At 41.1% G+C, this 25,630-nt stretch carries 29 protein-coding genes and 1 pseudogene; all 30 read right to left on the bottom strand.

Features of this window, described 5'->3' with window-relative positions:
* Nucleotide 1 precedes the first annotated feature (1 nt).
* Complete coding sequence (gene cheB, locus AC0OMU_RS05430) at nt 2-1,075, bottom strand: protein-glutamate O-methylesterase CheB (RefSeq protein ID WP_014476816.1); 1,074 nt, start codon at nt 1,073-1,075, stop codon at nt 2-4.
* A gap of 1 nt (nt 1,076) precedes the next feature.
* Complete coding sequence (flhG, locus tag AC0OMU_RS05425) at nt 1,077-1,973, bottom strand: flagellum location/number ATPase FlhG (RefSeq protein WP_327844409.1); 897 nt, start codon at nt 1,971-1,973, stop codon at nt 1,077-1,079.
* A complete protein-coding gene (flhF, locus tag AC0OMU_RS05420) occupies nt 1,964-3,064 on the bottom strand; it encodes a flagellar biosynthesis protein FlhF (protein ID WP_322839620.1) in 1,101 nt (366 codons plus the stop codon). Before flhF ends, flhG begins: the two co-directional genes overlap by 10 nt.
* Entirely contained in the window at nt 3,064-5,097 is a 2,034-nt protein-coding gene (gene flhA / locus AC0OMU_RS05415; RefSeq protein WP_003231947.1) for a flagellar biosynthesis protein FlhA, read from the bottom strand. Before flhA ends, flhF begins: the two co-directional genes overlap by 1 nt.
* 32 nt (nt 5,098-5,129) lie before the next feature.
* Nucleotides 5,130-6,212 (bottom strand): flagellar biosynthesis protein FlhB, encoded by a 1,083-nt coding sequence (gene flhB / locus AC0OMU_RS05410; RefSeq protein ID WP_474240950.1) that lies wholly within the window; start codon nt 6,210-6,212, stop codon nt 5,130-5,132.
* Nucleotides 6,212-6,992: pseudogene (fliR, locus tag AC0OMU_RS05405) on the bottom strand (flagellar biosynthetic protein FliR). The gene flhB and the pseudogene fliR overlap by 1 nt, the downstream one beginning before the upstream one ends.
* A 7-nt stretch (nt 6,993-6,999) precedes the next feature.
* Nucleotides 7,000-7,269, bottom strand: a complete 270-nt coding sequence (gene fliQ / locus AC0OMU_RS05400) for a flagellar biosynthesis protein FliQ (RefSeq protein ID WP_003220888.1) — start codon at nt 7,267-7,269, stop codon at nt 7,000-7,002.
* Nucleotides 7,270-7,283: 14 nt separating this feature from the next.
* A complete protein-coding gene (gene fliP, locus AC0OMU_RS05395) occupies nt 7,284-7,949 on the bottom strand; it encodes a flagellar type III secretion system pore protein FliP (protein WP_003245692.1) in 666 nt (221 codons plus the stop codon).
* The gene (gene fliZ, locus AC0OMU_RS05390) at nt 7,942-8,601 is read right to left on the bottom strand and encodes a flagella biosynthesis regulatory protein FliZ (protein WP_017694876.1); all 660 of its coding nucleotides are present in this window, start codon (nt 8,599-8,601) and stop codon (nt 7,942-7,944) included. Before fliZ ends, fliP begins: the two co-directional genes overlap by 8 nt.
* Before the next feature lie 14 nt (nt 8,602-8,615).
* A complete protein-coding gene (gene cheY, locus AC0OMU_RS05385) occupies nt 8,616-8,978 on the bottom strand; it encodes a chemotaxis protein CheY (RefSeq protein ID WP_014476812.1) in 363 nt (120 codons plus the stop codon).
* 25 nt (nt 8,979-9,003) lie between these two features.
* On the bottom strand, nt 9,004-10,140 hold the full coding sequence (fliY, locus tag AC0OMU_RS05380; protein ID WP_349612087.1) for a flagellar motor switch phosphatase FliY: 1,137 nt from the start codon (nt 10,138-10,140) through the stop codon (nt 9,004-9,006).
* Complete coding sequence (gene fliM / locus AC0OMU_RS05375; RefSeq protein ID WP_003220879.1) at nt 10,130-11,128, bottom strand: flagellar motor switch protein FliM; 999 nt, start codon at nt 11,126-11,128, stop codon at nt 10,130-10,132. Before fliM ends, fliY begins: the two co-directional genes overlap by 11 nt.
* A 33-nt stretch (nt 11,129-11,161) precedes the next feature.
* Nucleotides 11,162-11,584, bottom strand: a complete 423-nt coding sequence (gene fliL / locus AC0OMU_RS05370) for a flagellar basal body-associated protein FliL (RefSeq protein ID WP_015383666.1) — start codon at nt 11,582-11,584, stop codon at nt 11,162-11,164.
* Nucleotides 11,581-11,796, bottom strand: coding sequence for a swarming motility protein SwrD (gene swrD / locus AC0OMU_RS05365; protein WP_015383665.1), 216 nt, complete (start codon nt 11,794-11,796; stop codon nt 11,581-11,583). Before swrD ends, fliL begins: the two co-directional genes overlap by 4 nt.
* Nucleotides 11,797-11,835: 39 nt before the next feature.
* The gene (gene flgG, locus AC0OMU_RS05360; protein WP_015383664.1) at nt 11,836-12,630 is read right to left on the bottom strand and encodes a flagellar basal body rod protein FlgG; all 795 of its coding nucleotides are present in this window, start codon (nt 12,628-12,630) and stop codon (nt 11,836-11,838) included.
* A gap of 21 nt (nt 12,631-12,651) precedes the next feature.
* Nucleotides 12,652-13,074 (bottom strand): flagellar hook assembly protein FlgD, encoded by a 423-nt coding sequence (gene flgD / locus AC0OMU_RS05355; RefSeq protein ID WP_015383663.1) that lies wholly within the window; start codon nt 13,072-13,074, stop codon nt 12,652-12,654.
* The gene (locus AC0OMU_RS05350) at nt 13,071-14,534 is read right to left on the bottom strand and encodes a flagellar hook-length control protein FliK (protein WP_474240949.1); all 1,464 of its coding nucleotides are present in this window, start codon (nt 14,532-14,534) and stop codon (nt 13,071-13,073) included. The genes flgD and AC0OMU_RS05350 overlap by 4 nt, the downstream gene beginning before the upstream one ends.
* A 12-nt stretch (nt 14,535-14,546) precedes the next feature.
* Nucleotides 14,547-15,161 (bottom strand): MotE family protein, encoded by a 615-nt coding sequence (locus AC0OMU_RS05345; RefSeq protein ID WP_015483226.1) that lies wholly within the window; start codon nt 15,159-15,161, stop codon nt 14,547-14,549.
* 11 nt (nt 15,162-15,172) lie between these two features.
* The gene (gene fliJ, locus AC0OMU_RS05340; protein WP_003231977.1) at nt 15,173-15,616 is read right to left on the bottom strand and encodes a flagellar export protein FliJ; all 444 of its coding nucleotides are present in this window, start codon (nt 15,614-15,616) and stop codon (nt 15,173-15,175) included.
* A gap of 2 nt (nt 15,617-15,618) precedes the next feature.
* Nucleotides 15,619-16,935: a flagellar protein export ATPase FliI gene (gene fliI, locus AC0OMU_RS05335; RefSeq protein WP_015483225.1), complete on the bottom strand. Its 1,317-nt coding sequence runs from the start codon at nt 16,933-16,935 to the stop codon at nt 15,619-15,621.
* Nucleotides 16,932-17,684, bottom strand: coding sequence for a flagellar assembly protein FliH (gene fliH, locus AC0OMU_RS05330; RefSeq protein WP_015383659.1), 753 nt, complete (start codon nt 17,682-17,684; stop codon nt 16,932-16,934). The genes fliI and fliH overlap by 4 nt, the downstream gene beginning before the upstream one ends.
* Complete coding sequence (fliG, locus tag AC0OMU_RS05325; RefSeq protein ID WP_003231981.1) at nt 17,677-18,693, bottom strand: flagellar motor switch protein FliG; 1,017 nt, start codon at nt 18,691-18,693, stop codon at nt 17,677-17,679. Before fliG ends, fliH begins: the two co-directional genes overlap by 8 nt.
* A 12-nt stretch (nt 18,694-18,705) precedes the next feature.
* Nucleotides 18,706-20,316 carry a flagellar basal-body MS-ring/collar protein FliF gene (fliF, locus tag AC0OMU_RS05320; RefSeq protein ID WP_015483223.1) on the bottom strand — a complete coding sequence of 537 codons (1,611 nt, stop codon included), beginning with the start codon at nt 20,314-20,316 and terminating at the stop codon, nt 18,706-18,708.
* A 45-nt stretch (nt 20,317-20,361) separates the two neighbouring features.
* The gene (fliE, locus tag AC0OMU_RS05315; RefSeq protein ID WP_474240948.1) at nt 20,362-20,682 is read right to left on the bottom strand and encodes a flagellar hook-basal body complex protein FliE; all 321 of its coding nucleotides are present in this window, start codon (nt 20,680-20,682) and stop codon (nt 20,362-20,364) included.
* 10 nt (nt 20,683-20,692) lie between these two features.
* The gene (gene flgC, locus AC0OMU_RS05310; protein ID WP_014479779.1) at nt 20,693-21,145 is read right to left on the bottom strand and encodes a flagellar basal body rod protein FlgC; all 453 of its coding nucleotides are present in this window, start codon (nt 21,143-21,145) and stop codon (nt 20,693-20,695) included.
* Nucleotides 21,145-21,534, bottom strand: coding sequence for a flagellar basal body rod protein FlgB (flgB, locus tag AC0OMU_RS05305; protein WP_003245656.1), 390 nt, complete (start codon nt 21,532-21,534; stop codon nt 21,145-21,147). Before flgB ends, flgC begins: the two co-directional genes overlap by 1 nt.
* A 379-nt stretch (nt 21,535-21,913) precedes the next feature.
* Nucleotides 21,914-22,693 (bottom strand): GTP-sensing pleiotropic transcriptional regulator CodY, encoded by a 780-nt coding sequence (codY, locus tag AC0OMU_RS05300; RefSeq protein ID WP_003220850.1) that lies wholly within the window; start codon nt 22,691-22,693, stop codon nt 21,914-21,916.
* Between the two features lie 39 nt (nt 22,694-22,732).
* Nucleotides 22,733-24,136, bottom strand: coding sequence for an HslU--HslV peptidase ATPase subunit (hslU, locus tag AC0OMU_RS05295; RefSeq protein ID WP_014476801.1), 1,404 nt, complete (start codon nt 24,134-24,136; stop codon nt 22,733-22,735).
* Nucleotides 24,137-24,152: 16 nt separating this feature from the next.
* A complete protein-coding gene (gene clpQ / locus AC0OMU_RS05290) occupies nt 24,153-24,698 on the bottom strand; it encodes an ATP-dependent protease subunit ClpQ (protein WP_003238555.1) in 546 nt (181 codons plus the stop codon).
* A 12-nt stretch (nt 24,699-24,710) separates the two neighbouring features.
* Complete coding sequence (gene xerC, locus AC0OMU_RS05285; RefSeq protein ID WP_003231988.1) at nt 24,711-25,625, bottom strand: tyrosine recombinase XerC; 915 nt, start codon at nt 25,623-25,625, stop codon at nt 24,711-24,713.
* Between the last annotated feature and the right edge of the window lie 5 nt (nt 25,626-25,630).

The raw sequence follows: 25,630 nt of genomic DNA, 5'->3' as shown, positions 1-25,630 counted from the left end.
ATCACACCCTCTCTTTTTTCACACAGCTTGTGATGGATGCTGCGATATCTTCCACATGTTTAATCTCATGAATGAGACCCGCTTTAACAGCAGCTTTTGGCATCCCGTATACGACACAAGATTCTTCAGACTCCGCAATGGCTTTCACATTGCCGGCTGTTAGCATGTCCTTTAGCCCAGCAGTGCCGTCACTGCCCATTCCGGTCATGATAACCGCTACTTTTTCATAATCTGTCAGTTTCCCGACAGAACGGAATAAATAATCAGCAGATGGTTTATGACGGCTTGGTGTGTCATGGTTATCAAGCACAATCTGGAGTCCTTCGCTGTTTTTAATAACGGATATGTTTTTTCCGCCTGGTGCTATGTAAACACAACCGTTAAGAGCTGCTTCACCATCTTTTGCTTCTTTTACCTGAATGTCAGATAAATGATTCAGCCGATCAGCCAAAGAAGCAGTAAACCCTTCAGGCATGTGCTGTACGACAACCACTGGTGCGTTCAAATCCTTAGGGAGCTTCGGTATCACCTTTTGTAACGCCCGTGGACCGCCTGTTGATGTGCCGATACACACAATTTGTCTGCCCGTGCCAGGTTTCGGTTTGCTTAATTCAGGCTTAACGACAGCACGCACAATAGGTTCGGGCCGAACTGTCTGGGAAACAGGACGTTTCCGCTTGCCGGAAAGTCCTGCCGCGACGACACGCTCAACTAATTGTTCTTTAATTTTGTATAGATCCAGAGATATTGAGCCTGATGGCTTTGTGATAAAGTCAAAGGCACCGATCTCCAAACAATTAATTGTGCATTCTTTACCTTTCTCGGTCTGGCTCGACACCATAATGACCGGCAAGTTATAAATCTCAATAATTTTGCGGAGCGTATCTGTCCCATTCATGACCGGCATTTCAACATCAAGAGTAATAACATCCGGTTTTAATAATTCAATCTTCTTAAGCGCTTCTTCTCCGTTTCTCGCAGTTCCGATTACTTCTATCTGCTTTTCCTCGGTCAGAAAATCACTTATCATTTTTCTCATAAAAGCTGAATCATCAACTACAAGCACACGAATCAAATTAAGCCCTCCTCATTAAAAAAGAAGATAATTTCTCAATAAATGTCTGTTTGTCTTCTTTGTGTCTCTTTTCTTCTCTTTCAAACAAGGCGTCCGCTAAAATACGGACTGACCGGCTGGCTTTTGCCTGAGGGCTTTTTATGAAAAAAGGAACCTGTTCGACAACCGCTTTGCTCACGATCACATCGTCAGAAACGGAACCGGCAAACTGAACCTGAACATCCAAAAACATATGAATTGTACGGGAGAGGCGGGCAAAAGCGTCAAGCCCTTCCTTTTGGTCACGGCACCGATTGACAGCCACCTTCATTGAAAGCTTATTTTCTGTCAAAACCAAGTGCTTGACAGCGCTGTATGCGTCCATAATGGCCGTCGGCTCGGGAGTTGTTATAATCAAAATATCTTCTGCTGATAAAATAAAAGGCAGTTGATCTTTTGATAAGCCTGCTCCCATGTCAAACAGCACATAATCGAACTGGCTTAATGCATGAGAAAGTTCATTGGCAAAAAACGTCCATTTTCTCTGATCGAGCTGAAACATCACATCCAGACCGGTTCCCCCTGATATATACCGCAAACCCTTTGGGCCAACGGATAATGACTGCAGCAAAGGCTTACGATCGGTTAAAACATCGATTATCGTGGCAGACGATGAATTTCCCATTAATATATCAATGTTTCCCATCCCGATATCAAGGTCGATGAGCAGCACCTTCTTATCTTTATCCTGCAGCGCAAGTGCCATATTTAAGGTAATATTGGATTTTCCGACACCGCCCTTGCCGCTGATGACAGCAAGTGTCTTCGCTTTTTGTGAATAAACCATCGGCAGAACGCGCTCACGTTTTTCCATTTTCGCCCGTAAAGTTGCTGCTTGGTCATATCTGTTCATCTGCACAGCATCCTCACAAAACCAAGTGGAGATACGGTCTGTATATCCTCAGGCACATTCTGTCCGTTTGTCATAAACCCAACACCTATTTTTGATTCTGCCAGTATATTAAATACAGAACCTAAGGAAGTCGTTTCATCTATTTTCGTAAAAATATACTGATTGACAGGGACGGATGAAAACCGTTTGACAATATGCTTCATATCTTCATATTTTGCAGTCGCGGATAAAACAAGAAATGACTGAATGCTGCTCTCAAAAGGAATCGTTTCTTTTAGTTCATCAATGTATTGCGGGTCCTTGAAGTTTCTTCCGGCTGTATCAACAAACACATGATCATACTCAGAAAATAACTCCTTCGCCTGCTGAAATTCTTCTTTTGTATAGCAAACTTCCAGAGGAGCCTGCAGCAGTTCAGCGTATGTTTTCAACTGTTCAACAGCTGCAATACGATACGTATCTGTTGTAATAAAAGCGATTTTTTTATGTTTTTCAAGCATAGATATGGCTGCGAGTTTAGCCAGTGTAGTTGTTTTACCAGCCCCTGTTGAACCAAAGAGAACGATATATTTTGAATGAATTGGCTCCTGCCACTTGTCTGCTGAGGGCAGCATATCGCATAGTATTTCCTGAAGTTTGCCGACAACATTTTCTTCAGTCAAGCCGCCTGCTTCAACAGAGAAGCGAAGCAATTTTTTCAGAGTGTTCGTTTTCGTAGACTCTTTGATCCCTGTTTCTTGCAAAAGCTTTTCTGCTTTTCGCAGCGGCTCAGGAAGTACAGATTGATATGCTGAAAAATCACCTAGCTCCTGTTGCGCCGGAATTTGAGGGGGAGATGTTCTCTCCTCTATTTTCGGACTGCTGACCGGAGTTTTTAATGTTTGTTTCGGTTCAGCTGCCTTCTGAGGCGTTTTTTTCTCAAGAAAGTCCTGATCCAATACGGCGATTACTTCAACAGCAGGCTTGTTGACGAGGCCAAACCATTTTCGCTTTTTAATTTTTTTCGAATTTAATATGACCGCTTCATTACCTAACTCTTTTCTGATGAGAAGTGCCGCTTCTTGCATTGAAGCAGCAGTAAATTTTTTTATTTTCATTAAATATCCACCACTCCAATGCTTTGTACCTCAACATTCGCCTCAAGTTCGTTATAAGAGAGTACCGGAAGATCAGGGAAGTATCGTTCCAGAAGCTGCTTCACATACATTCTGACAGGCGGCGAGCAAAGAAGGATCGCGGTTTCCTGACGTAATGAGAGCTGTTCAGCTTCTTTAGCGACAGAGCGCACTATACTTTCTGAAATATCTGGTTCAAGTGATAAATAGTTCCCGTGTTCCGTCTGCTGCACACCGTCTGCTATTGCTTTTTCTACACGGCCCGAACAAGTAACAACCTTCAACACTTCATTTTCTTTGGCAAACTGGGCTGTAATTTGTTTAGCAAGCGCTTGTCTTGTATACTCTGTCAAAAGATCAGAATCTGTTGTTAATTTCCCATAATCAGCAAGTGTTTCAAAAATCGTTACTAAGTTTCGAATTGAAACTTTCTCTTTTAAAAGCTTAGCAAGCACTTTCTGAATATCACCGACAGACAATGGATTCGGCGTAACCTCTTCAACCAGGACTGGATACGATTCTTTCAAGTGATCGATCAGCTGTTTTGTCTCCTGCCTTCCGATCAATTCGTGGGCATGCTGCTTAATTTTCTCCGTAATATGCGTTGAAACGACTGATGCAGGATCAACTACTGTATAACCAAGCATGTCGGCTTCATCCTTTACCGCTTCGCTAATCCATTTAGCCGGCAGTCCGAATGAAGGCTCCACTGTTTCAATCCCTTCAATGAGATCGTCCTCAGGAGTAGGCGACATCGCTAAATAATGATCAAGCAACAGCTCGCCTTTTGCTACTTCGTTTCCTTTAATTTTCAATCGGTATTCATTAGGCTGCAACGCTATATTATCTCTGATTCGCACGACAGGAATGACAAGCCCGAGTTCCAAAGCCAACTGACGGCGTATCATAACAATTCGGTCTAATAAATCACCGCCTTGATTGGCATCAGCAAGCGGTATCAGGCCATATCCAAACTCAAATTCTATCGGATCTATATGCAGAAGCTGAACAACACTTTCAGGGCTTTTAAGCTCGTCCACCTCAGCCTCTTCCTCAAGAATCTCATCCACTTCTTCTTTTTCCTTACCTGATTTAGATAGTGTATATGCGCCAAAAGCAAGCAATCCCGCAAGCGGCCCCGTCAGAAGGATGCCGATCGGAGTGAAGATACCTAAAAGCATGATCGTAGCTGCTGCGACGTATAAAAGCTTTGGATACGCAAACAGCTGGCCTGTAATGTCATGCCCTAAGTTTCCTTCAGAGGCAGCTCTTGTGACCACAATACCCGTAGCCGTAGAAATTAACAGTGCCGGGATTTGCGAAACAATTCCATCCCCTACAGTCAGCATCGTAAAGTGTGAAGCAGCTTCTTGAATGGACATGCCCTGCTGAAGCATTCCGATCACGATTCCGAAAATAATATTGATCATCACAATGATGATTCCGGCAATGGCGTCACCTTTTACAAATTTACTGGCACCGTCCATTGCTCCATAAAAGTCTGCTTCTCTTGCCACTTTTTCGCGGCGATGCTTCGCTTCCTGTTCGGTAATCATCCCTGCGTTTAAATCAGCATCAATACTCATCTGCTTCCCTGGCATTGCGTCCAGCGTAAACCTTGCTGCAACCTCGGAAACACGTTCAGCACCTTTTGTAATGACGATAAACTGAATAATAATAAGGATGATAAATACAACGAGTCCAACTAATACATTTCCGCCGACAACGAAATTTCCGAAAGTCTCGACGACTTTCCCTCCTTCACCGTGTGAAAGAATTGAACGGGTAGTTGAGACGTTCAAGCCCAAACGAAATAGGGTCAAAAGCAGCAACAGTGACGGAAAAATCGAAAACTGAAGCGCTTCCTGCATATTCATTGTGGTGAGAAGCACGATCAACGCAAGAGAAATATTAATAATGATCAAAATACTTAACAGCCATGGAGGAAATGGAATCACCAGCATCGCCACAATGAGGACAACACTTATTAAAACGGATAAATCTCTTGTTGACATGCTGTTTTTTCTCTCCTTTTAAATCGAAAAATTCAATATACTTTTTGTTTTGTTTTATATACGTAAGCCAGAATTTCTGCTAAAACTTTAAAAAATTCTTCCGGCACTGCCTGGTCAATTTCTATCTGATCATATAACGCACGGGCAAGCGGTCTGTTTTCTACCATCATGACATCATGCTCTTTAGCAATTTTCCTGATTTTTAACGCAAGGTGATCGACGCCTTTTGCAACAATATAAGGAGCGTCCATTTTTTCTTCATCATATTTCAGAGCAATCGCATAGTGAGTCGGGTTTGTGATAATGACATCTGCTTTTGGAACTTCCTGCATCATCCGCCTCATCGCCATTTCCCGCTGTCTTTGTTTAATTTTAGACTTGATAATCGGGTCTCCTTCAGATTTTTTGTACTCATCTTTTATATCTTGTTTTGACATTTTGATATTTTTCTCATAGTCAAATCTCTGATATAAATAGTCGAGACCAGCAAGAATCAACAATGCACCTGCACCGCTTAGTCCCATCCACAAAGTGAGTTTTGAAACGAAAGAAAGTGCCTCTTCGGGTGTCAGGAGAGGAAGCCGGAGAATTTCTCCATAATGCAGCCAAAGCACAGCAAAAGCCGCAAAACCGACGACTACGATTTTCAAAATTGATTTAATCAGCTCTACAATCGCCCTCATACTGTATATTCGTTTAAAGCCTTTGATCGGATCCAGTTTTTCAAGCTTAGGCTGTATCACTTCAGCAGAAAATAAGAACCCAACCTGCATATAGTTGCTTACGACTCCTGCAACAAGAGCAACAAGCAAGATCGGTGCGAGTATCATGCCCATATCCTTTAATAAGCTGACAAACAATGTATGCACATTTGATTCTGAGAGCTTCATTGTGAGCGATTCGGTATAAAATGTTTCTATGAATGACAGCAGCCTGTCTCTCATATACGGACCAATTGCAATAAGCGAAAGGAATATTACCAGTAAAGAAACGGCGGTATTGACATCCGAGCTTTTGGCTACTTGCCCTTTTTTTCGCGTATCCTTCCGTTTTTTCGGAGTGGCTTTTTCTGTCTTCTCTCCCGCAAAAAACTGCAGGTCAACTCTAAGCTTCATTAAGAAACACCGACCAATGCTAAAAGATTCCGCATCGTTTCAATCGTTAAACTGAAAACATTCCGGACAACGACGAAGATAACGGACATACATACAATGAGCATGATGAAACTGACAGCGATCTTTAAAGGCAGACCGACCACAAATACATTTAACTGCGGAACAGTTCGAGCCACGATACCTAATGCTAAATCAACTAGAAACAAACTGGCCACAACCGGCGCTGACATTTGAAAAGCGATAATAAACATTGCATTAAAGCTTTTCGCGATAAAATAGGCAAACTTTTCATCGCCGAAATTCGGAAATGCCTGATCAACTGAAATATACTGAAAGCTGTAGTAAATACCGTCCAGCAGCAAATGGTGGGCATTGACACTCAGCATAAACAAAAGTGCCATCGTATAGATAAACTGGCCAATCAACGGACTTTGTGCACCGGTTTGCGGATCAATAACGTTTGCTATTGAAAATCCCATTTGAAAATCAATAAACGAGCCGGCAATCTGCACTGCAGCAATCATCATATAAGCAATTAAACCCAGACAAAGGCCGACCAAAGCTTCTTTAAGCGCCAAGAGCATATAGTGCTCACCTATCTCCAAAGAGGGCGGTTTATCAATGGTGCTGAAACAAATGACCGCAAGAAAAAAAAGCAAATCCTATGCGATGAACAGCTGGCACATTTCGATGTCCAAATAGCGGAATCGTTACAAAAAAAGCAGAGATTCTAATAAAAACCAATAAAAAAGCAGGAAATAAGTCAATAATTGAATTCATCTCTACATTACCCTGCAAAACGATTTAAATTAGAAAACAGCTCTGTTGTAAATGAAAGAATCGTCGACAGCATCCACGGACCAAAAAAAATGAGAGCCAGGAGAACCGCCACGATTTTCGGAATAAACGCCAAAGTCTGTTCCTGGATTTGAGTTGTCGCCTGAAATATGCTGACAATTAAACCGACCAGTAAAGCAATAGCCAATAATGGCCCGCTGATCATCAGCGTTACGTATACGGCTTTTTCCGCCATAGAAATTACAAATTCTGAACTCACGTTTAGCACCTACCCTAAAAGCTCTGAAGCAAAGATTTCACAATTAAATACCAGCCGTCTACCAAAACAAAAAGTAATATTTTAAAGGGCAGAGAAATCATAACTGGAGGCAGCATCATCATTCCCATTGACATCAAGACGCTCGCCACTACCATATCTATAATTAAAAAAGGGATAAAAATCATAAAACCTATTTGAAATGCTGTTTTAAGCTCCGATATGGCAAAAGCCGGAACCATTGTTGTTAGCGGAATATCCTTTAATGATTCAGGTTTATCCATTTTTGCGTAATTCATAAACAGCGCCAGATCCTTCTGCCTTGTGTGTTTACTCATAAATTCTTTAATCGGTTCCTCAGCTTTCGTATACGCTTCATCCAAGCTGATTTTGTTGTCCATTAATGGGGTCAGCGCTTCTTTATTAATTTCTGAAAAAGTAGGAGCCATAATAAAAAATGTTAAAAACAGCGCAAGCCCGATAAGAACCTGGTTTGGGGGCATAGATTGCGTCGCAAGTGAAGTTCTGACAAATGACAGAACAATGACGATGCGAGTAAAACAAGTCATAAGAATCAATATTCCAGGCGCCACTGAAAATACAGTTAACAATAATAGTAATTTAACAGTTGAACTTACGTTTTCCGGATCGCTTGAACTGAAAATATTTATAAACTCATTCATGATGACGTGGGCCTTTCTTCTTTCCTTCAGAACGGTTTTGTTTTAACTCTTCAAGTTGCTCTTTTAATGCTTTTGAAAATGAAGGCAGTTTTTGCTGCGGCTGATGTTCAGAACTCTTAAGCGGCTTCACAAACTTTTGCCACTCTATTTTGCTTGACATTGCCTCTTCATGCTGACTGAGAATGACTTCAATCTCTTTTTCATCCTCAATTTCTTTCAGCAGCTGGATCGTCTCTCCTACACCGACGACGAGCACACTTTTCCCGACCTTGATCAATTGTATGGATCTGTTCTGGCCGACCGATGTGCCGCCAATATTTTCAACATATTGAAAAGGCTTTAGGAGCCGATTTCTTTTGTTCATGAGTTTAACCAGCCCGTAAATCAGCACGATAACAAACAGTAAAGCGAAAATCATCTTTACAAAATCAAAAGCTGAGACAGAAGGAGCAGCCGCTCCCTCCGTCTCATCAGCAGTTTTTGTTGTTTTTTCTTTCTTTTGCTCTGACTTATCTGCAGTTTTTTCATCTTTCTTTTGAAACCATTCGTTTACAGTTGAATTATCAGAGTCTGCCGCGGCAGCAGCAATCGGATGTACACTGAATAAAACGAAAAAACAAATAAAAACGATAAAATATTGACTCTTTTTCAACAGTCGTACACCCTTTAACTTAATGTTTTGTTGATTGCTTCAAGCACACGGTCAGCCTGGAAAGGTTTCACAATGAAATCCTTAGCGCCGGCCTGAATGGCATCAATAACCATTGATTGCTGTCCCATAGCAGAACACATGATGATTCTTGCCTGCGCATCAATTTGTTTAATTTCTTTTAATGCTGTAATACCATCCATTTCTGGCATCGTGATATCCATAGTAACAAGGTCAGGTGAATGCTCTTTATATTTCTCTACCGCTTGTGCTCCATTTTCAGCTTCCGCTACAACTTCAAAACCATTTTTAACCAAAATATCTTTAATCATCATTCGCATAAATGCTGCGTCATCTACAATTAAAATTCTATGTGCCATAATCTATCTCTCTCCTTGTGTTTCGTTATTTTAAATTATTAATGCGCTCTGCCTGGCTTAAAATGTCAGTGACTCTCACTCCGAAGTTTTCTTCAATGACAACGACCTCGCCTTTGGCAACGATACGCTGATTAACTAAAATATCTACAGGCTCACCGGCTAATTTATCAAGCTCGATAATACTTCCGGCAGAAAGCTCTAAAATCTCTTTTACGCTTCTCTTCGTTCTGCCAAGCTCAACAGTAATCGAAAGCGGGATATCCAAAAGCATATCCAGATTATGAATAGGGGCTTGTACAGCTTCGTTTGGATCAAACGCGGAAAATTCCACCGGTGAAACCTGAACTGACGCTGCTTTTTTTGCTGTTCCCTGCCTTTTTGGCGGCTGCTGCTGTTGCTTCGGTTCAATACGCGGCTCTGGCGTCACAGGCTCTTTCGGCTGTTCGTATGTAACTTCAGGCTGCACCGTTTCTTCTTCCTCTGCACTTTCTGAGTTCATAAGGCTTGAAATTAAATCTTTCGCAAATGTCAATGGGTAAAGCTGCATAATGCTGGAGTCTATTAATTCTCCCACCTTTAAGTTGAAAGAAACTTTCACCAGCATTTCATCATCAGGAATACGGTCTGTACCCTTTTCTTCAGTAACATCCAACAATTCAACCCGAGGAGGTGAAATATCAATTTTTTTACTGAATACAGTAGACATTGATGTGGCAGCCGATCCCATCATTTGGTTCATTGCTTCTTGAACCGCACTTAGATGGATTTCACCCAGTGAAGGGTCCGCACCTTTTCCGTCTCCCCCGATCATTAAGTCAGCAATGATCGCCGCGTCACTTTGTTCCACGACTAACAGGTTGCTCCCGCTGAAGCCCTCCGTATAATTCACTTCAATCGCTACATACGGTTCAGGAAACGCATCGCTGATTTTACTTCTTGGAATGACCGTTACGCTTGGAGTCGTAATATCGACCTTTTGATTTAAAAGCGTTGACAGTGCTGTCGCAGAACTGCCGAATGAAATATTACCGATTTCACCGATCGCATCACGCTCCATTTCCGATAAATCATCTACTTCCGGAACCTCTGGCTCATCAAGCGTGCTGCCAGTACCGTTAAGAAGCGCGTCAATCTCATCTTGAGATAATCTATTATTCTCCATCTTGTTCACCTCTTATGTCGTGATCTAAAATTTGCACTGCCTGTTTTCGATTCACCCGGCCGGCTTGTCCTAAAAATTTCGGCTTATCTCCGACCAATACAGTAAGAGGATCCGTGACTGATTTGTCCAAAGTTATGCAGTCTCCGACTTCTAAACTTAAAAACTCTTCTATCGTCAGTTCAGATGTGCCGAGCTCGGCCACGACAGGTATTTGTGCTGTCATGATACGTTTTTCAAGCGACTTTGTTTCCTCAGGCTTTGGCTCATTTCGGTCTGATTGCATCCAATAGTGGACTGAAAGCTTCGGTATGAGCGGCTCGAGTACGATATGCGGGATACAGAGATTAATGACACCGCTGATTTCACCAATTTGAGTATTGAGCGAGATCACCACGACTGTTTCATTAGGAGATACCATCTGAACAAATTGCGGATTCACTTCAAACTCAGTCATTTCCGGTTCAATATCAGCAATTGACTGCCAAGCTTCTTTATAATTACCCAGTGCATTTTCAAATAAATTAGAAATGATTTTTGTTTCAATTTCTGTCAAACTGTCAACCTTGTTATGACTGATTCCAATCCCGCCCATGACTCGATCCATCATCGTATAAGCTATCGTGGGGTTGACCTCCATCATAATTCTGCCTTCCATCGGATGAACATCAAATAGATTTAGAATCGTCATGTTTGGAATCGATCTGATAAATTCCTCATACGGAACCTGATCAACAGAACTGACAGATATGTGAATATAGGTTCTGAGCTGAGCAGAAAAATGAGTGGTAAGAAGTCTTGCAAAATTGTCATGAATTCTCGTTAAACTGCGGATCTGATCCTTAGAAAACCGCAGCGCACGTTTGAAATCATAAACCTTGACTTTCTTCTCTTTTTCTTCTTTTTTCAGCTCTTCAGCGTCCATTTCACCAGTTGATATTGCAGAAAGCAGTGCATCTATTTCATTTTGGGAGAGAACTTCTCCTGACATTTTCCTCACCTCCGTATTCTGTCAAATTATGCTTTATTGCAGATTAAAGGAGGTAATATACACTTTTTCTACTTTTCCTTTTTGGAGGTAGCTATTTATTTTATCTTTTAGTTCCTTCTTAAAGGTTTCTTTTCCCTTGTCTCCCTCAATCTGATCAGCATTCGTATCAGCCAGCAGTGATATAACAGCGTCTTTCACTTGGAAATCACGTTTCTCAAGTTCTTCTTTTGATTTATCAGAATCAGTTTCAAGTTTAATAGCAAGACGGATAATGTTATCAGACTTTAAATTTGTTGTGATCTCTTCTACATCCACAGAAGACGCAACGATTTCATCAATACTTTTTTTCGCTTCACTTTTTTCGGACTTTCCGCCTAAAACAAAATAAGCCGCCGCCCCGAGAGCACCAATTACGATAAGAATAATTAGTAAGATGATCATTAACTTTTTCTTCATTCCGGTTCCTCTATTCCTTGATCCATTGCAAATATTTGTATTTTCCGGTAGAAAGATGCGATCTTTTCCAGAACAGCTTCTTCATCTTCTTTTACTACAAACTTCTTACCATTTGACAGAGTGATTGTAGTATCCGGAAAGCATTCAATCTGTTCAATAAACAGCGCATTCAGTGTAAAGGGCTGCCCATTCAAACGGGTTACTTTAATCATAAAACAGCGGAGAAGCGATTACTCGCCTCCCCTCCCTCCTTAACGTTTAAGGTTAACCAGTTCTTGAAGGATTTCATCAGATGTTGTAATAATTTTCGAGTTTGATTGGAATCCGCGCTGGGCAACAATCATTTCAGTAAATTCGTCAGTTAAATCAACGTTAGACATTTCGAGAAAACCTGATTTAAGGGAACCTGTACCGCCATCACCAGGCTGGTTGGCTGCACTGGCAGTCCCAGAGTTTAAAGACTCACGGTATAAGTTGCTTCCGATTTTATCCAAACCGTCACTGTTGGCAAAAGTAACAATCCCGATTTGTCCCCCGTCTTGTGTTTTCCCGTCAGCATCAACAATTGAGACCTTTCCATCAGAACCAATGCTGAAGCTTTGTGCATCAAGAGGGATTTTAATTGTTCCACCAGTCATATTTAACACATGATAGCCATCACCAGTAACCAGTGTTCCGGTATTATCTAAATAGAAGTTTCCTGCTCTTGTATAAGCTGTTCCGTCGCCTGTATCAATTCTAAAGTAACCATCGCCGTCAATCGCTAAATCAAGTGTTCGCCCTGTGCTTTGTGTTGCGCTTGTTGAATGAATTGTATCAATTGTGCCAGAAGATGAACCTAAACCGATCTGCTTAGAGTTCGTACCGCCGATAGTTGCACCAGCCGCAGAACCGCCGGCAATCGTTTGGCTTACCATATCTTTAAAGGTCACACGGCTTTTTTTGAATCCTACTGTATTCACGTTGGCAATGTTGTTACCGATTACGTCAAGCTTTGTTTGAAAGTTTTTCATACCGCTGATTCCAGAATAAAGTGAACGTAACATAATATATTCCCCCAGATGTTTTTATTTAGATGATTGTCCCACAGACATGACATTCGCAGGACTGATCTCGGTCCCATCATCAAGAACGAGATAATAATTTCCTTTAAAATGTTTAACAGAGCTTACTGTGCCTGTTTTATCTGTTGCACTTTTACCATCAGTCCAAGATACTTCTTTTCCCATCCAATCAACATACGTTGTAAACGGATCTTGTTTTTCGACAAATTGAGTCATTGTCGTATTCAGATTCATCATTTGCTCCAAACTTGAAAAAGTTGCCATCTGGCTGATAAATTCTTTATCGTCAACCGGATTGAGCGGATCTTGGTTTTGGACTTGAGTCATTAATATTTTTAAAAACTCATCTTTCCCCAAGCTGCTGTTGTTCGTCGACACAGTATTCGTTTTTTCAGGCAGTTTATATTCTGAACTTATAGAAGTCATTCTTCTTCCTCCATTTCAACCATCGACACTTCATCGAGCAGATCGCCAAAATCATTTGATTGCTTTTTCTGCCTTTGCTGTCTCTGCCCCTCTTGCTGCTGTTTCTGTTCATCAGCAAGCTGGCCGTATACCGGCTGATCCCCGCTTTGGACTGGAAGAGTAAAACGGTCAATTTGGACGGCCATATTCGGCAATGATTGCTTCAGCTGAGGAAGATGCTGTTCAAGCAATTCTTTTGCTGATTGACTAGATGCAATGATTTTACTCTGAAACATTCCATTTTCATTTGTCAGCTTGATTGTGACAAATCCTAAATGTTCAGGGTTCAGCCGAATAGTGAAACTTCCCGTCGATCTGCCGAAAGGCGTATATTTCATCTGCTTCCACGCATTAATCACTTGATCAGCCACCGTTTTTGTTTCGGCATTTGGTATATCAGATGACATCTGCTGCAGATCAAGTGTTTGAACTCCTCCTATGCCCCGATACCCCGAAAACAGCATTTGGAGTCCTGATTTACTATCTACAGGCTGAATACTTCCAGAAACCTCCGATGCATTTTTGCTGGATGAACTCTGCGAGAGCGGTGTGAGAACACGCTTCCCAAAGTCTTGTGATGATTCGGATGATTTCGATAACAAGAAGGCTTTCAGCTGGCTTTCAGCTAAACTCCATTCTTTGGTCCCTTTTTGAGGAAGCATAGACATTTGATCCATTAAGCTTTGAAAACTTTTCAGCTCTGACGCTGTCATCGAGTAAAGTTTTGAACTTGACTCAGCTTTAGTGAATATTTGCTGTTTAAGATCCTGAATTAGTTGTTGAGATACACCCTTCTTTTCTAATGCAGAAAGGAATTGATCTCCATTTTGGTAAATAGCATGAGCTTCATTGCCATTCCCGCGATCAGTCAGCTTATTCCCTTCTACGAGCTGGCTAATGAACATCTGGATATAGATAAGCTCTTTAGCAGCCTCGGATACTTCATTTTCCTGATTTGATTGCTCTGTATCAGACTTCAGTGCTCCATTAATGTCAGAAGCAGAATCATTGGCACTCAGAGCCGTTTTAGCTTCTGAAATGATTTTCTCCGTTTCTGTGAGCAAATGATCCGTCCCGCCTGACATTTTTGATTCAACTGCTTGCAAAAGATTTTGCAACATTTGCAGAGCATTCGCATCCAATTGCTTCCCTGTCAGTTTGCTTAATGTTTGCAAAAGATCCGCATTTTGTTTGTCTTGGTCTTCAGGATTTGCATTTAGCCATTCACCGATCTTTTTAAGCGCATCTGCTAAAAGCTGATCTTCGGAATTAGGAGTACCCTTTCCTTGTTCTGAAAGTTCCTTCAATCCAGCCTCAGACATAAGCCAGTTTTGAAAAACTCCCTGGCTACTTTTCATGTTTTTAGCGGCAGAACCCGTTGTGGTTTGCAGCAAAGGTCCGGCTAATTCAAGCAGCTTCACCTTTCATTCCCCCTATTCTTGGCTGGCAGCAATTTTTTCTGTATAGGTTGCTGCTTGCTCAGGAGTCATTTTCGCCAATATGTCAGCAAGCTGCTTTTTGCTTAGGCCATTCAATATTTTCAGTGCTTCTTGCTCCTTTAATTGGGCAATAATTTTAGCAGCCTTTCCGCTGTCCATGCTTTTGTATACACTGATCACTTTGTCATTTTTTGAAGAAGCTTTCGAGTCTGCTGATCCTTCAGTATGATCTTCTGATGACTTTTTTTGATCCTCAGCCGTCTTTTCAAGTGAACGGATCTTTTGATTGAGCCTATCGATTTCTGATTTACTTGTTTCTAAATCTTTATTCAATATACTGATTTCACTTTTTTGATCCTTAATGGTCTTTTCCAGAGCTGCCGTATTACTGCTATCCTTACTTGATGCTGCACCTTTTTTATTTTCGGTTTCAGGGACCAATTCTTTAAGAACCGGCGTTTTTGCCGCAGCATCCTGTATCGGCTTTAAGACATCGATACCAGCAGCCCAAAGAACAATCCCCCCTGCGATTAATAGAAACATCAGCGGGAGGATAATGATAAGCAAAACCGAACGGAACTTACCTGATTCTTTCTTTTTGCCGGACATTACATTCGCTCCTAATGGCCTTGAATCATAAACTGCTTAATCGAAATATCGTCCATTTCTTTCATTTCTGCAGCTTTATCTTCAAGAGCAAACATTTTAAACTGTTTTTCACGCATTTTTTCAAACTTTTTCACTTCAATGTTTTTCTCTGTCAAAATTTCTTGTTTTTGATTCATTTGATTTCTTTTCATAATGACAAGCTTTTGATAGTGATAGATCGTATTATCAAGATTTGAGACAAATTGTTGGTAGTGCCTCATTTCTTGTACACTCATGCCGCTTTTTAATTTCTTTTCCTTATTTTGTTCCAGCAATTCTTTTTTGCTCATATTCTCATATAATTTTTCAGCAACGTTTTCAAATTCAGAAACTGATTGCTGATACTCGGATAAGGATTGGTCTTTTTCATTTTCTTTTAGTTCCAGCAGCTTTTGGAATCTAAATTGATAAGCCACGTTTATTCCTCATTTCCTGTCAAACTAGTTAATGCAGCAATGCTTTCTTCCAATAAAGCCGATTCGTCTGTTTCCTGCTTTAAAAATTGAATAAGCTGCGGATAAAATTGTATCGCTTCATCAATTTCTCTTGAGGATCCTCTTTTATAAGCTCCGATATTAATGAGATCTTCCGAATTTTGATATGTTGATAAAAGTTCACGGAATTTATTTGCCGCATCCATGTGCTGTTTTGTTGATATGTTTGACATCACCCTGCTGATGCTTTTTAGTACGTTAACTGCAGGAAACTGGCCTTTATTGGCAAGCGCCCTGTCCAACACAATATGTCCGTCTAAAATTCCGCGTACAGTATCGGCAATCGGCTCATTCATATCATCCCCGTCTACCAACACTGTATAAAATGCCGTAATGGTTCCATGCTCGTTTGCACCTGTTCGTTCTAGTAAACGAGGTAAAATAGCGAACACTGAAGGTGTATAGCCTTTTGTCGTCGGAGGCTCTCCGGCAGCCAGTCCAATCTCTCGCTGCGCCATTGCCACCCTTGTAACAGAATCCATCATAAACATGACATTTTGGCCTTTATCTCGGAAATACTCGGCAATTGCAGTCGCTGTATATGCCGCTTTCAATCTCATTAATGCTGGCTGGTCTGAGGTGGCAACGACTACAATCGATCGTTTCAGCCCCTCTTTCCCAAGATCTTTTTCAATAAACTCCCGAACCTCTCGTCCGCGTTCTCCGACAAGTGCAATGACGTTTAAGTCAGCCTCTGTCTGCTTGGCGATCATCCCCATTAAGGTGCTTTTTCCGACACCGCTTCCTGCAAAAATTCCAATCCGCTGGCCTTTACCGACTGTCAGCAAGCTGTCAATTGATCTGACTCCAACACCCATCTTTTCACGGATAGGCGGCCGTTTCATCGGGTTGGGCGGTGATTGCTCAGTCGATACAGGCGAAAGCCCTTTCGGCAGAAGTTTTCCGTCAAGCGGTTCTCCAAAAGCATCGATGACTTGTCCGATCAGTCCGGCTCCAACTTTAACCCGAAGTGATTCCCCAGTAGCTTCTACAATGCTGCCAGGTGCAATGCTCGCAGCCTCTAAATAAGGCATAAGCAAAATATTTTCTTCCTGGAAGCCGACTACCTCAGCTTTAATGACTTTCCCAGATTGTCCTTTTGCATAAATCAGGCACACGTCGCCAATTGAGCTTGCAGGCCCTTTTGATTCAATCATCAGGCCGATTACCCGCTTGACTTTTCCGTACCGTTTATACGAGTCTGTCATTTCTATACAATCTATCAGACTCTGTGTCTTCATTCAGCTGCACCCGCTTCCAGCGCTGTCAGAAGTTTATCTTTCAATTGCATCAATTGTGTGTCAACACTCGCATCTACCCTGCCAAAAGGAGTTTCAATATAACAGGTTCCTTTTTGAGCTTTTTCATCAGCATATATGCCAAGCCGGCATTCTTTATAAAGAAGCTGCTGGATTTCATCTTTTTGCTGAAAGATTGTCTCATAGTAATATGGATCAACATAAATTGATATATCGTCATATTCCTTCACTTCGTTTATAACCTGTTGTACAAGCAGGAGGAAAGCCTCTTTATCATCAGACTTTTGCTGCCAAACTTTTTTTGCTAGGGCAACGGCAAGCTCAACGATTTCTTCATTAGCGTCTTCAAGCTTGTCCTCAACAGCTTTTCTGGACATTTCAGTAATTCTGTTCGCTTGGCCGATCAGTTCGGCATACTGTTGCATTGCCTCAGCTTTGCCCAATGCTACTCCTTGTTCAAACCCCTCGGCTTTAGCTTCCTCAATAAGCTTCTGTTTTTCAGCCGCCCAATCGTTTTTCTCCTGCTCAATTTGACGGCGAATATTTTCTATATGACTGTTTGCCTGCTCAGAAATCCGGTCAGCTTCCTCTTTCACTCGGGCCATAAGCGCCTCCGGGTTCTCTTCAGCCTGCAAAAGGTGAGAATGATCAATACGCACCTCTTGTATAGAAAGTTTTCTTTTTTCCTTTTGTGGAGAAATAGATGATTCTTGTTTAATGATATTAGACAATAATATCATCCCCTCCGCCTCTTGCTATCACAATTTCACCGGCTTCTTCAAGCTTTCTGACGATGCTTACAATTCTCGATTGAGCTTCTTCTACATCTTTCAAGCGTACAGGGCCCATAAATTCCATTTCTTCTTTGAAGGTTTCAACCATACGCTGTGACATATTGTTGAATACAATTTCTTTGACTTCCTCGCTTGCAACCTTTAATGAAAGGAGCAAATCGTCGTTCTCAACATCGCGAATGACTCTCTGAATGGCACGGTTATCAAGTGTGACAATATCTTCGAAGACAAACATCCGCTTTTTAATCTCTTCAGCAAGATCGGGATCCTGAATTTCCAATGAATCCAAGATCGTCTTCTCTGTCCCTCTGTCTACCCCGTTTAACACTTCCACAACAGCTTCAATTCCGCCTGTTTGTGTATAATCCTGAGTAAATGCAGAAGATAATTTTTGTTCCAGAATCCGTTCTACCTCATTAATTATTTCTGGAGACGTTCTATCCATGACCGCGATTCTTCTCGCAACCTCAGCCTGTACTTCAGGATTCAGCTCGGATAAAATTTGCCCGGCCTGCACAGGATCTAAATAAGACAAGATTAACGCCATCGTCTGCGGATGCTCTTGCTGGATAAAATTCAAAATTTGTTCAGGCTCCGCTTTTCTGGCAAAATCAAATGGTTTAACCTGCAAAGAAGAAGTCAGCCTGTTTAGAATGTTCTCCGCCTTATCCTCTCCAAGCGCCTTTTCCAGAACTTGTCTTGCATAGCTTAAACCGCCTTGAGAAATATAATCTTGCGCAATGGCTATATTATGAAATTCTTCTATGATTTCATCCTTTTTTTGATGATCGACGCTTCGAACACCTGATATTTCCAGAGTAAGCCTTTCAATTTCTTCATCGGTTAAGTGCTTATAGACAGAAGCTGACACATCTAACCCCAAGGAAATCATGAGAATGGCTGCTTTTTGTTTTCCTGTAAGCTTATCTTGATCACGTCTCGCCATTTCTAATTCCTCCTAATCCTCGGCCAGCCAGCTTCTCAGCAGTTTTGCAAAATCTTCCGGCTTGTCTTTCGCCATCTTTTCAAGCTGTTTTCGTCTGACTGATTCCGCTGTTTCATTTTCCTCTTCGTTGATATCAGGCAAATTGATTGGTTCTTGAGGAACCTCATACTCATATTCCTCAAATTCATCCTCTTGCGCCCGTTTCTTTCTGATAAGCATAATGATTAGAACAATGATCGCTGCGATTAAAACACCGCCTACAATATATGCCCACAGCGGGATACCTGAGGAATTTTCCGTATTTGTATCCAAATTGACTTTTCCGTCGAATGGCTGAACGGAGACAACAATCTTATTATTGATATCAGCATCAGATAAATTCTGGTTTTGCGTTTCATCTTTATCCAAAGATGTTCTGACTACAGTTGAAAGGATTTTTTGTATATCATCCTGTCTTTCAGTTGATAGCGACGCTGTGTTTTTGGCATCAGGCGGCTCTACCATTACTTGAATCCCTAAATCTCTGACCTTATAAGGACTTTCGGCGATTTCTTTATGAATTCGGTTAACCTCGTAATTGATTTTGTTGCTGTTTTTTTCGTAGTTCCCGCTATCGGTATTTTCACCGTCAGCCTTATAATTTGTTACATCTTCCTCACCGGTTCCGGCAGTTCCGCCGTTGGCTGCACCGTCGCCCTGATATGTTTCAGATACCTTTTCAGCGCTGACTGCAATGCCTTCCATGTTTTCTTTATCCACAGGTTCGACAATGTCTTCTGTCCGATTTTCTTTTGTGAAATCAATGTCTGCTGTAACGGAGACAACGACTTTATCTTGGCCCATCATCGTACCAAGAAGTGACTGTACATGTTTTTGAATGTCTTTTTCAACTTGAGACTTAATTCCTTGCTGAGAAGAATAACTATCCGCGTAGGACCCTGCATCGCTGTCTGATTTGTCGTAGTATGTAGAATTTTGATCCATGATGACGATGTTATCTTCTTTTAGGTTCGGCACGCTTTTAGATACCAGATGATATAATCCGTTGATCTGGCTTTGATCAAGTGTATAACCCGGTTGAATCTGCAAAACGATTGATGCAGATGCTGCAGATTGCTCTTCACCGACAAACACCGCGTCTTTCGGGAGATTAATCATTACTTTTGAGCTTTTAATACCGTCCATTTCATTGATCAAGTTTGACAGTTCTGTCTGTGTAGCTTTTACTTTCACCATATCAAACTCATTGTCTGTCAAACCAAAGCCGGCATTCTGTCCAAAAAATGAATAATCAATTGATCCCGTTTTAGGAAGTCCTTCTGCAGCCATCTGCACTTTCAAAGAATCAACCTGATCCTCCGGAACACTAATCACTGTACCGCCATTCGAAAGTTCGTTTGGCACTTTTTTTGCATCCAATTCTTCTTTGATTTGTCCTGCTTCTTCGGCAGACAAATCTTTGTACAGCGGCGCCATTTTAGAATTTGAAGCAAAAACACTAATAATAATTCCAATAATAATAATTGCCGCTAAAGCACTAACCATTAAAATCTTTTGTAATTTAGATCTATTTTTCCAAAACTCACTCGTTTTGTTTTTCATTTGCATTAGAGTACGATTCATGTTAACCCCCGGTCATTCCACTCTTTCTCTAAATCGTCAGACCCCCTACATTTGCATTCTCATAATCTCCTGATAAGCTTCCACAGCTTTATTGCGGAACTCTGTTGCTGCAGTTAGAGAGATGCTAGCTTTTTGAGCAGCGATCATGACCTCATCAAGATTTACATCTTTTCCTGCAGCCAAGGCATTAGTCATGTTGTCAGAAGCTACTTGGGACTCATTTAACGAACTAATAGAGTTTTTTAAAAGCTCCGAAAAGCTTGTTTGATTTGAAGAATCTGTTTTTTGGCTATTGTTTACTTGATTTGTTGCATTTTGAGTGTTTTGAGTATTTTGAACCTGAAAATGAGAAATTGCATTAATCACATTCATTCACCTACTTTCCGATTTCTAACGCCTTCATCAGCATTCCCTTTGTGGCATTCATCGCCGTGACATTCGCCTCATATGATCTGGTGCTGCTGACAAGATCAACCATTTCCTTTAATGGATCAACATTAGGCTTTTGTACATATCCATCAGCGTTTGCATCAGGGTCTGTCGGATCATAGACAAGATTAAAATCCGAATCATCCTCTGTAATTTTTGAAACCTTCACACCGTTTCCAGCATTCCCGCTTCCGCTCATTTGAGAATTGAGAATGGAAGAGAACGATTCACCTTTTGACTGAAGGGAGACCATTTTTCTTCTGTAAGGCACCCACTCTCCATTCACCTGCTTAGCTCTTGTCGTATCCATATTTGCTAAGTTAGATGATACAACGTCCATTCTGACTCGCTGAGCTGTTAAAGCCGATGCTGAAACATTTAAGCTATGAAAAGCTGTCATTATTTCCCTCCTGTTAATACGGTCTTCAGCGAATTAAATTTACCGTTCATTCTTTCAACCAAAGCTTGATAGTTGATTTGATTTTGCGCCAATTCTGTCATCTCTTTGTCAACATCAACATTGTTTCCGTTTTGCTGATACGATGTATCTCCGCTCGCAACAATTGAATAATTCGAATCAGTATCAGAAAAATCAACATGACGATAGTCTGTTTTTATCGCTTCAAGACGCGAGGATTCTTGATCTAATAAATTTTGGAAAGAGACTTTTTTTGCCTTATAGTTCGGTGTATCTATATTGGCGATATTATTAGTTATGACTTTTTGCTTAATATCCGCTCTGCTCAAGGCATTTTCAAGATTTTGTATCGTTCCAGAAAATAAGCTCAAATCCACTTACCTCCATTTCAGTTTTTTTCACCCTCAATATCCTTGTCGAGAATTGTAAAACTATATGCTTATTGTAAGAAATAACAGGCATAAAGTCTATGAAGTTCGTGTAAAAAAATGTCCTCACAATTATCTATTTTGTAACTAGGTATAAAGTCCTAGATTGTTAGAACTACATTTCTCGCCTTGATATAAGCCTGAAAATAGCAGAATTTCTGTTTTTTCTCCTTTCTTTTCGGCATTTTTGAAACTTTTTGAAGAAAAATGCAAAATTTATTAAAATTATTACATAGAAAGACTTTCAACCCAGGAAATAAAGCTTATTGATTTCCTTTATTTGAAATAAAAAAAGAACCCTCAAAAAGGGTTCTTTTTGTGATTAATGAGATTTTAGATTTTCTAATTCAATTAGGAATTTGTTGTTTAGCACCTTGATATAAGTACCTTTCATTCCTAATGATCTAGACTCGATAACACCGGCGCTCTCCAGCTTTCTGAGTGCGTTCACAATAACAGAACGGGTAATGCCGACACGGTCAGCGATTTTACTTGCAACAAGAAGACCTTCGTTTCCGTCAAGCTCCTCAAAAATGTGCTCAATTGCTTCAAGCTCACTGTAAGAAAGCGAGCTGATAGCCATTTGTACGACAGCTTTGCTTCTTGCTTCCTCTTCAATTTCTTCTGCTTTTTCTCTTAGGATTTCCATTCCGACAACTGTTGCGCCGTATTCAGCTAGAATTAAGTCATCGTCATTGAATTGATCTTGTAAACGTGAAAGAATAAGTGTTCCTAATCTTTCCCCGCCTCCGATGATCGGCACAATTGTTGTTAAACCAGCTTGGAACAGGTCTCTGTTCTCAACAGGAAAAGCAGTATATTCACTATTAATATCCAAGTTAGAAGATGTTTCAGGGACATTAAACAGATTTTTCGTATATTCTTCAGGGAATTGACGATCCTCAAGCATTTTTTTCATACGATCATTTTCAATTTGCTGGTTAATAGAATACCCAAGGAGTTTCCCTCTGCGGCTTACAACGAAAATATTGGAATCAATTACATCCCGCAGCGTCTCCGCCATTTCCTTGAAGTTAACCGGTTTCCCTGCCGCAGCTTGCAGCATGGAGTTAATAATTCTTGTTTTTTGTAATAAAGCCATGATAAATAATCCTCCTAAACATTCCTCATATTAAATTTTTCACAATATAAATTGACTTAAATCTTTGTTTTTGGCTATCGTTCCGAGCTTTTCTTCGACATACTGTGGTGTAATCGTTATTTTCTCCATCGTTACATCTGGAGCTTCAAACGACAAATCTTCTAATAGGCGTTCAAGTATTGTATGAAGGCGTCTCGCACCGATATTATCTGTGTCCTGGTTCACATGATAAGCAACTTCAGCAATCTTATGAATAGCTTCGTCAGAAAATTCAAGAGATATACCTTCTGTCTGCAATAATGCCTGATATTGTTTCAGCAGCGCATTATCCGGCTCAACCAAAATTCTCACGAAGTCGTCTACCGTGAGTTTGTTCAGTTCTACACGAATCGGGAAACGCCCCTGCAGCTCGGGAATCAAATCAGACGGTTTGGCCATATGAAACGCTCCTGCTGCAATAAATAATACATGGTCTGTTTTTACAGAACCATATTTTGTGACAACAGTAGAACCCTCAACAATCGGCAGGATATCCCGCTGAACGCCTTCTCTTGAAACATCGGCAGAAGAAGATGCACCGCCGTTCTTTGCGATTTTATCAATCTCATCGATAAAGATAATCCCGCTCTCTTCTGCTCTCTGAACAGCTTCCTGGCTGACTTCATCCATATCGATGAGTTTGCTTGCTTCTTCATTCGTCAGGACTTTTCTGGCTTCTCTGACTGTCATTTTGCGCCGTTTCTTTTTCTTTGGCATTAATCCGCTCAGCGCATCCTGCATGTTCATACCCATCTGCTCCATACCCGAGCCCTGCAGCATGTCAAACATAGAAGGCTGCTGTTCTTCGACTTCTACTGTTACATAGTAGTCTTCGAGCTCTCCTAAAGCCAGCTGATGCGCCATTCGTTTTCTTTTTTCTTCGATGTTTGCTTCTTCCTGGCTCTCCGCCTCATCTTCACCATTCGGCTGGCTGCCTCCAAAAAACATTTCAAACGGATTTTTAACGCCAGATTGTTTTTTCTTCCCAGGAACTAACAGACGAACAATGCGTTTGTTTGCATTTTCTTCTGCCTGTTCCTTTACTTCATTCATTTTCTCTTCTTTGATAAGCCGAACAGAAGTCTCCACAAGATCTCTGACCATTGATTCAACATCTCTGCCTACATAGCCGACTTCGGTAAATTTAGTAGCTTCAATTTTGATAAATGGCGCACCTGAAAGCTTGGCAATTCGTCTGGCAATTTCAGTTTTCCCGACGCCGGTAGGACCCATCATTAAAATGTTTTTCGGAACGACCTCGTCCTTCAGCTTTTCATCCAGAAGACTTCTTCTATAGCGGTTTCTTAATGCCACGGCGACAGCTTTTTTCGCATTTTGCTGACCGACAATATATTGGTCTAACCGATCTACAATCTGTCTAGGAGTTAACGGTTTTTTTTCCATGCGCCTCAAGTCCTTTCTATTCAAGCTCTTCCAGTATGATTTGATCGTTCGTGTAAACACAAATTTCGCCTGCTGTTTCTAACGCGGCTCTGGCAATCTCACTTGCGGACATGCTTTCACCGGCATGCTTTTTCAATGCTCTTCCCGCTGCCAAAGCGTAATTGCCTCCTGATCCAATCGCGAGAATGCCGTCATCTGGTTCGATCACCTCGCCTGTTCCCGATACGAGAAGCAAAGTATCCTGATTCATAACAATCAGCATGGCTTCGAGCTTTCTTAGCACTTTATCGCTGCGCCATTCCTTCGCAAGCTCAACAGCCGCACGTTTTAAGTTGCCGTTATATTCTTCAAGCTTAGCTTCAAACTTTTCGAATAAAGTGAAAGCGTCTGCAACAGATCCCGCAAAGCCAGCAAGAACTTTGCCGTTAAACAGTTTTCTCACTTTCCGTGCCGTGTGTTTCATGACAACAGCCTGACCAAATGTTACTTGGCCGTCTCCGGACATAGCGCTTCGTCCTTTATGCTGTACGGCAAATATTGTGGTCGCATGAAAAGATGACATAAAGGGCCTCCTTTAATTTTTCTTAAATGCTCTTGGATGGTGAGACATATATGTGTTTCTCAACATTTCCTTCGAAACATGCGTGTATATCTGTGTAGAAGACAGATTGGAATGCCCGAGCAGTTCTTGAACGCTTCTCAAATCCGCTCCTTCATTTAACAGATGCGTGGCGAACGTATGTCGAAGCATATGCGGATGGATATGTAAAGTGCTTGACGCTTTTTGAACAAGCCCGCTTAAAATATGTCTGATGCCACGGGCTGTAAGCGGTCCGCCTCTTTGATTTACGAATAATAGATCATGAGGTTCTTTTGCCTTCATCAGCAAGCACTGTCTTCCGCTATTCATGTATACCTTCAACGCTTCGCGGGCATAAGACCCAAAGGGGATATAGCGCTGCTTCTTGCCTTTACCGTGAACAAGCACAGTGTCCATAAATAAATCAACGTCGTTAATAGTTATGGAACAGCATTCACTGACCCTCATTCCGGTGGCATAGAGCAGCTCTAACAGCGCTTGATCCCTCATTCCGGCCGGCTGGCTTATATCTGAAACTTCAAACAGCTCCTCAAGCTCTTTTTGATATAGAAACTTCGGTATCCGTTTCTCCTGTTTTGGCAGATGAACAAGCTGAAACGGATTTTCTTCAATAAGCTTTTCCCGCATCAGAAACTTATAAAAGCTTCTTAATGCAGATATCTTTTTGCTTATTGTTCTTCTCGATAAACCTTTTTCATAGGCTTCTGTCAAAAAAATCCTAGTATCTTGATATGCAGCTTCTTCAAATCCATTTATACCTTGAACGCGCAGGAAAGTCTCGAATTCTTCAATTGAATCCACATAATTCACAATAGTATATTGTGAATAATTTTTTTCAATTTGTAAATATTCAACGAATAACTTTACGAAATTCTTAACATTCTCCATGCCTA

Source organism: Bacillus sp. FAU18 (assembly GCF_056033885.1).
The sequence above is the reverse complement of the archived record's forward strand: the minus strand, read 5'-3'. Positions and strand labels throughout refer to the sequence as shown.

Coding starts and splice junctions, on each gene's coding strand:
- AC0OMU_RS05345 (WP_015483226.1), bottom strand. CDS start 15,161: ATGTCCGGCAAAAAGAAAGAATCAGGTAAGTTCCGTTCGGTTTTGCTT.
- flgD (WP_015383663.1), bottom strand. CDS start 13,074: ATGACTTCTATAAGTTCAGAATATAAACTGCCTGAAAAAACGAATACT.
- cheY (WP_014476812.1), bottom strand. CDS start 8,978: ATGGCACATAGAATTTTAATTGTAGATGACGCAGCATTTATGCGAATG.
- fliF (WP_015483223.1), bottom strand. CDS start 20,316: ATGAATCGTACTCTAATGCAAATGAAAAACAAAACGAGTGAGTTTTGG.
- flhA (WP_003231947.1), bottom strand. CDS start 5,097: ATGTCAACAAGAGATTTATCCGTTTTAATAAGTGTTGTCCTCATTGTG.
- flhB (WP_474240950.1), bottom strand. CDS start 6,212: ATGAAGCTTAGAGTTGACCTGCAGTTTTTTGCGGGAGAGAAGACAGAA.
- swrD (WP_015383665.1), bottom strand. CDS start 11,796: ATGATTAAAGTAACCCGTTTGAATGGGCAGCCCTTTACACTGAATGCG.
- clpQ (WP_003238555.1), bottom strand. CDS start 24,698: ATGTCATCTTTTCATGCGACCACAATATTTGCCGTACAGCATAAAGGA.
- xerC (WP_003231988.1), bottom strand. CDS start 25,625: ATGGAGAATGTTAAGAATTTCGTAAAGTTATTCGTTGAATATTTACAA.
- fliG (WP_003231981.1), bottom strand. CDS start 18,693: ATGGCGAGACGTGATCAAGATAAGCTTACAGGAAAACAAAAAGCAGCC.
- flhF (WP_322839620.1), bottom strand. CDS start 3,064: ATGAAAATAAAAAAATTTACTGCTGCTTCAATGCAAGAAGCGGCACTT.
- fliP (WP_003245692.1), bottom strand. CDS start 7,949: ATGAATGAGTTTATAAATATTTTCAGTTCAAGCGATCCGGAAAACGTA.
- fliI (WP_015483225.1), bottom strand. CDS start 16,935: ATGAAGACACAGAGTCTGATAGATTGTATAGAAATGACAGACTCGTAT.
- hslU (WP_014476801.1), bottom strand. CDS start 24,136: ATGGAAAAAAAACCGTTAACTCCTAGACAGATTGTAGATCGGTTAGAC.
- flgC (WP_014479779.1), bottom strand. CDS start 21,145: ATGACAGCTTTTCATAGCTTAAATGTTTCAGCATCGGCTTTAACAGCT.
- fliM (WP_003220879.1), bottom strand. CDS start 11,128: ATGTCAGGAGAAGTTCTCTCCCAAAATGAAATAGATGCACTGCTTTCT.
- fliL (WP_015383666.1), bottom strand. CDS start 11,584: ATGAAGAAAAAGTTAATGATCATCTTACTAATTATTCTTATCGTAATT.
- fliY (WP_349612087.1), bottom strand. CDS start 10,140: ATGGAGAATAATAGATTATCTCAAGATGAGATTGACGCGCTTCTTAAC.
- flgG (WP_015383664.1), bottom strand. CDS start 12,630: ATGTTACGTTCACTTTATTCTGGAATCAGCGGTATGAAAAACTTTCAA.
- codY (WP_003220850.1), bottom strand. CDS start 22,693: ATGGCTTTATTACAAAAAACAAGAATTATTAACTCCATGCTGCAAGCT.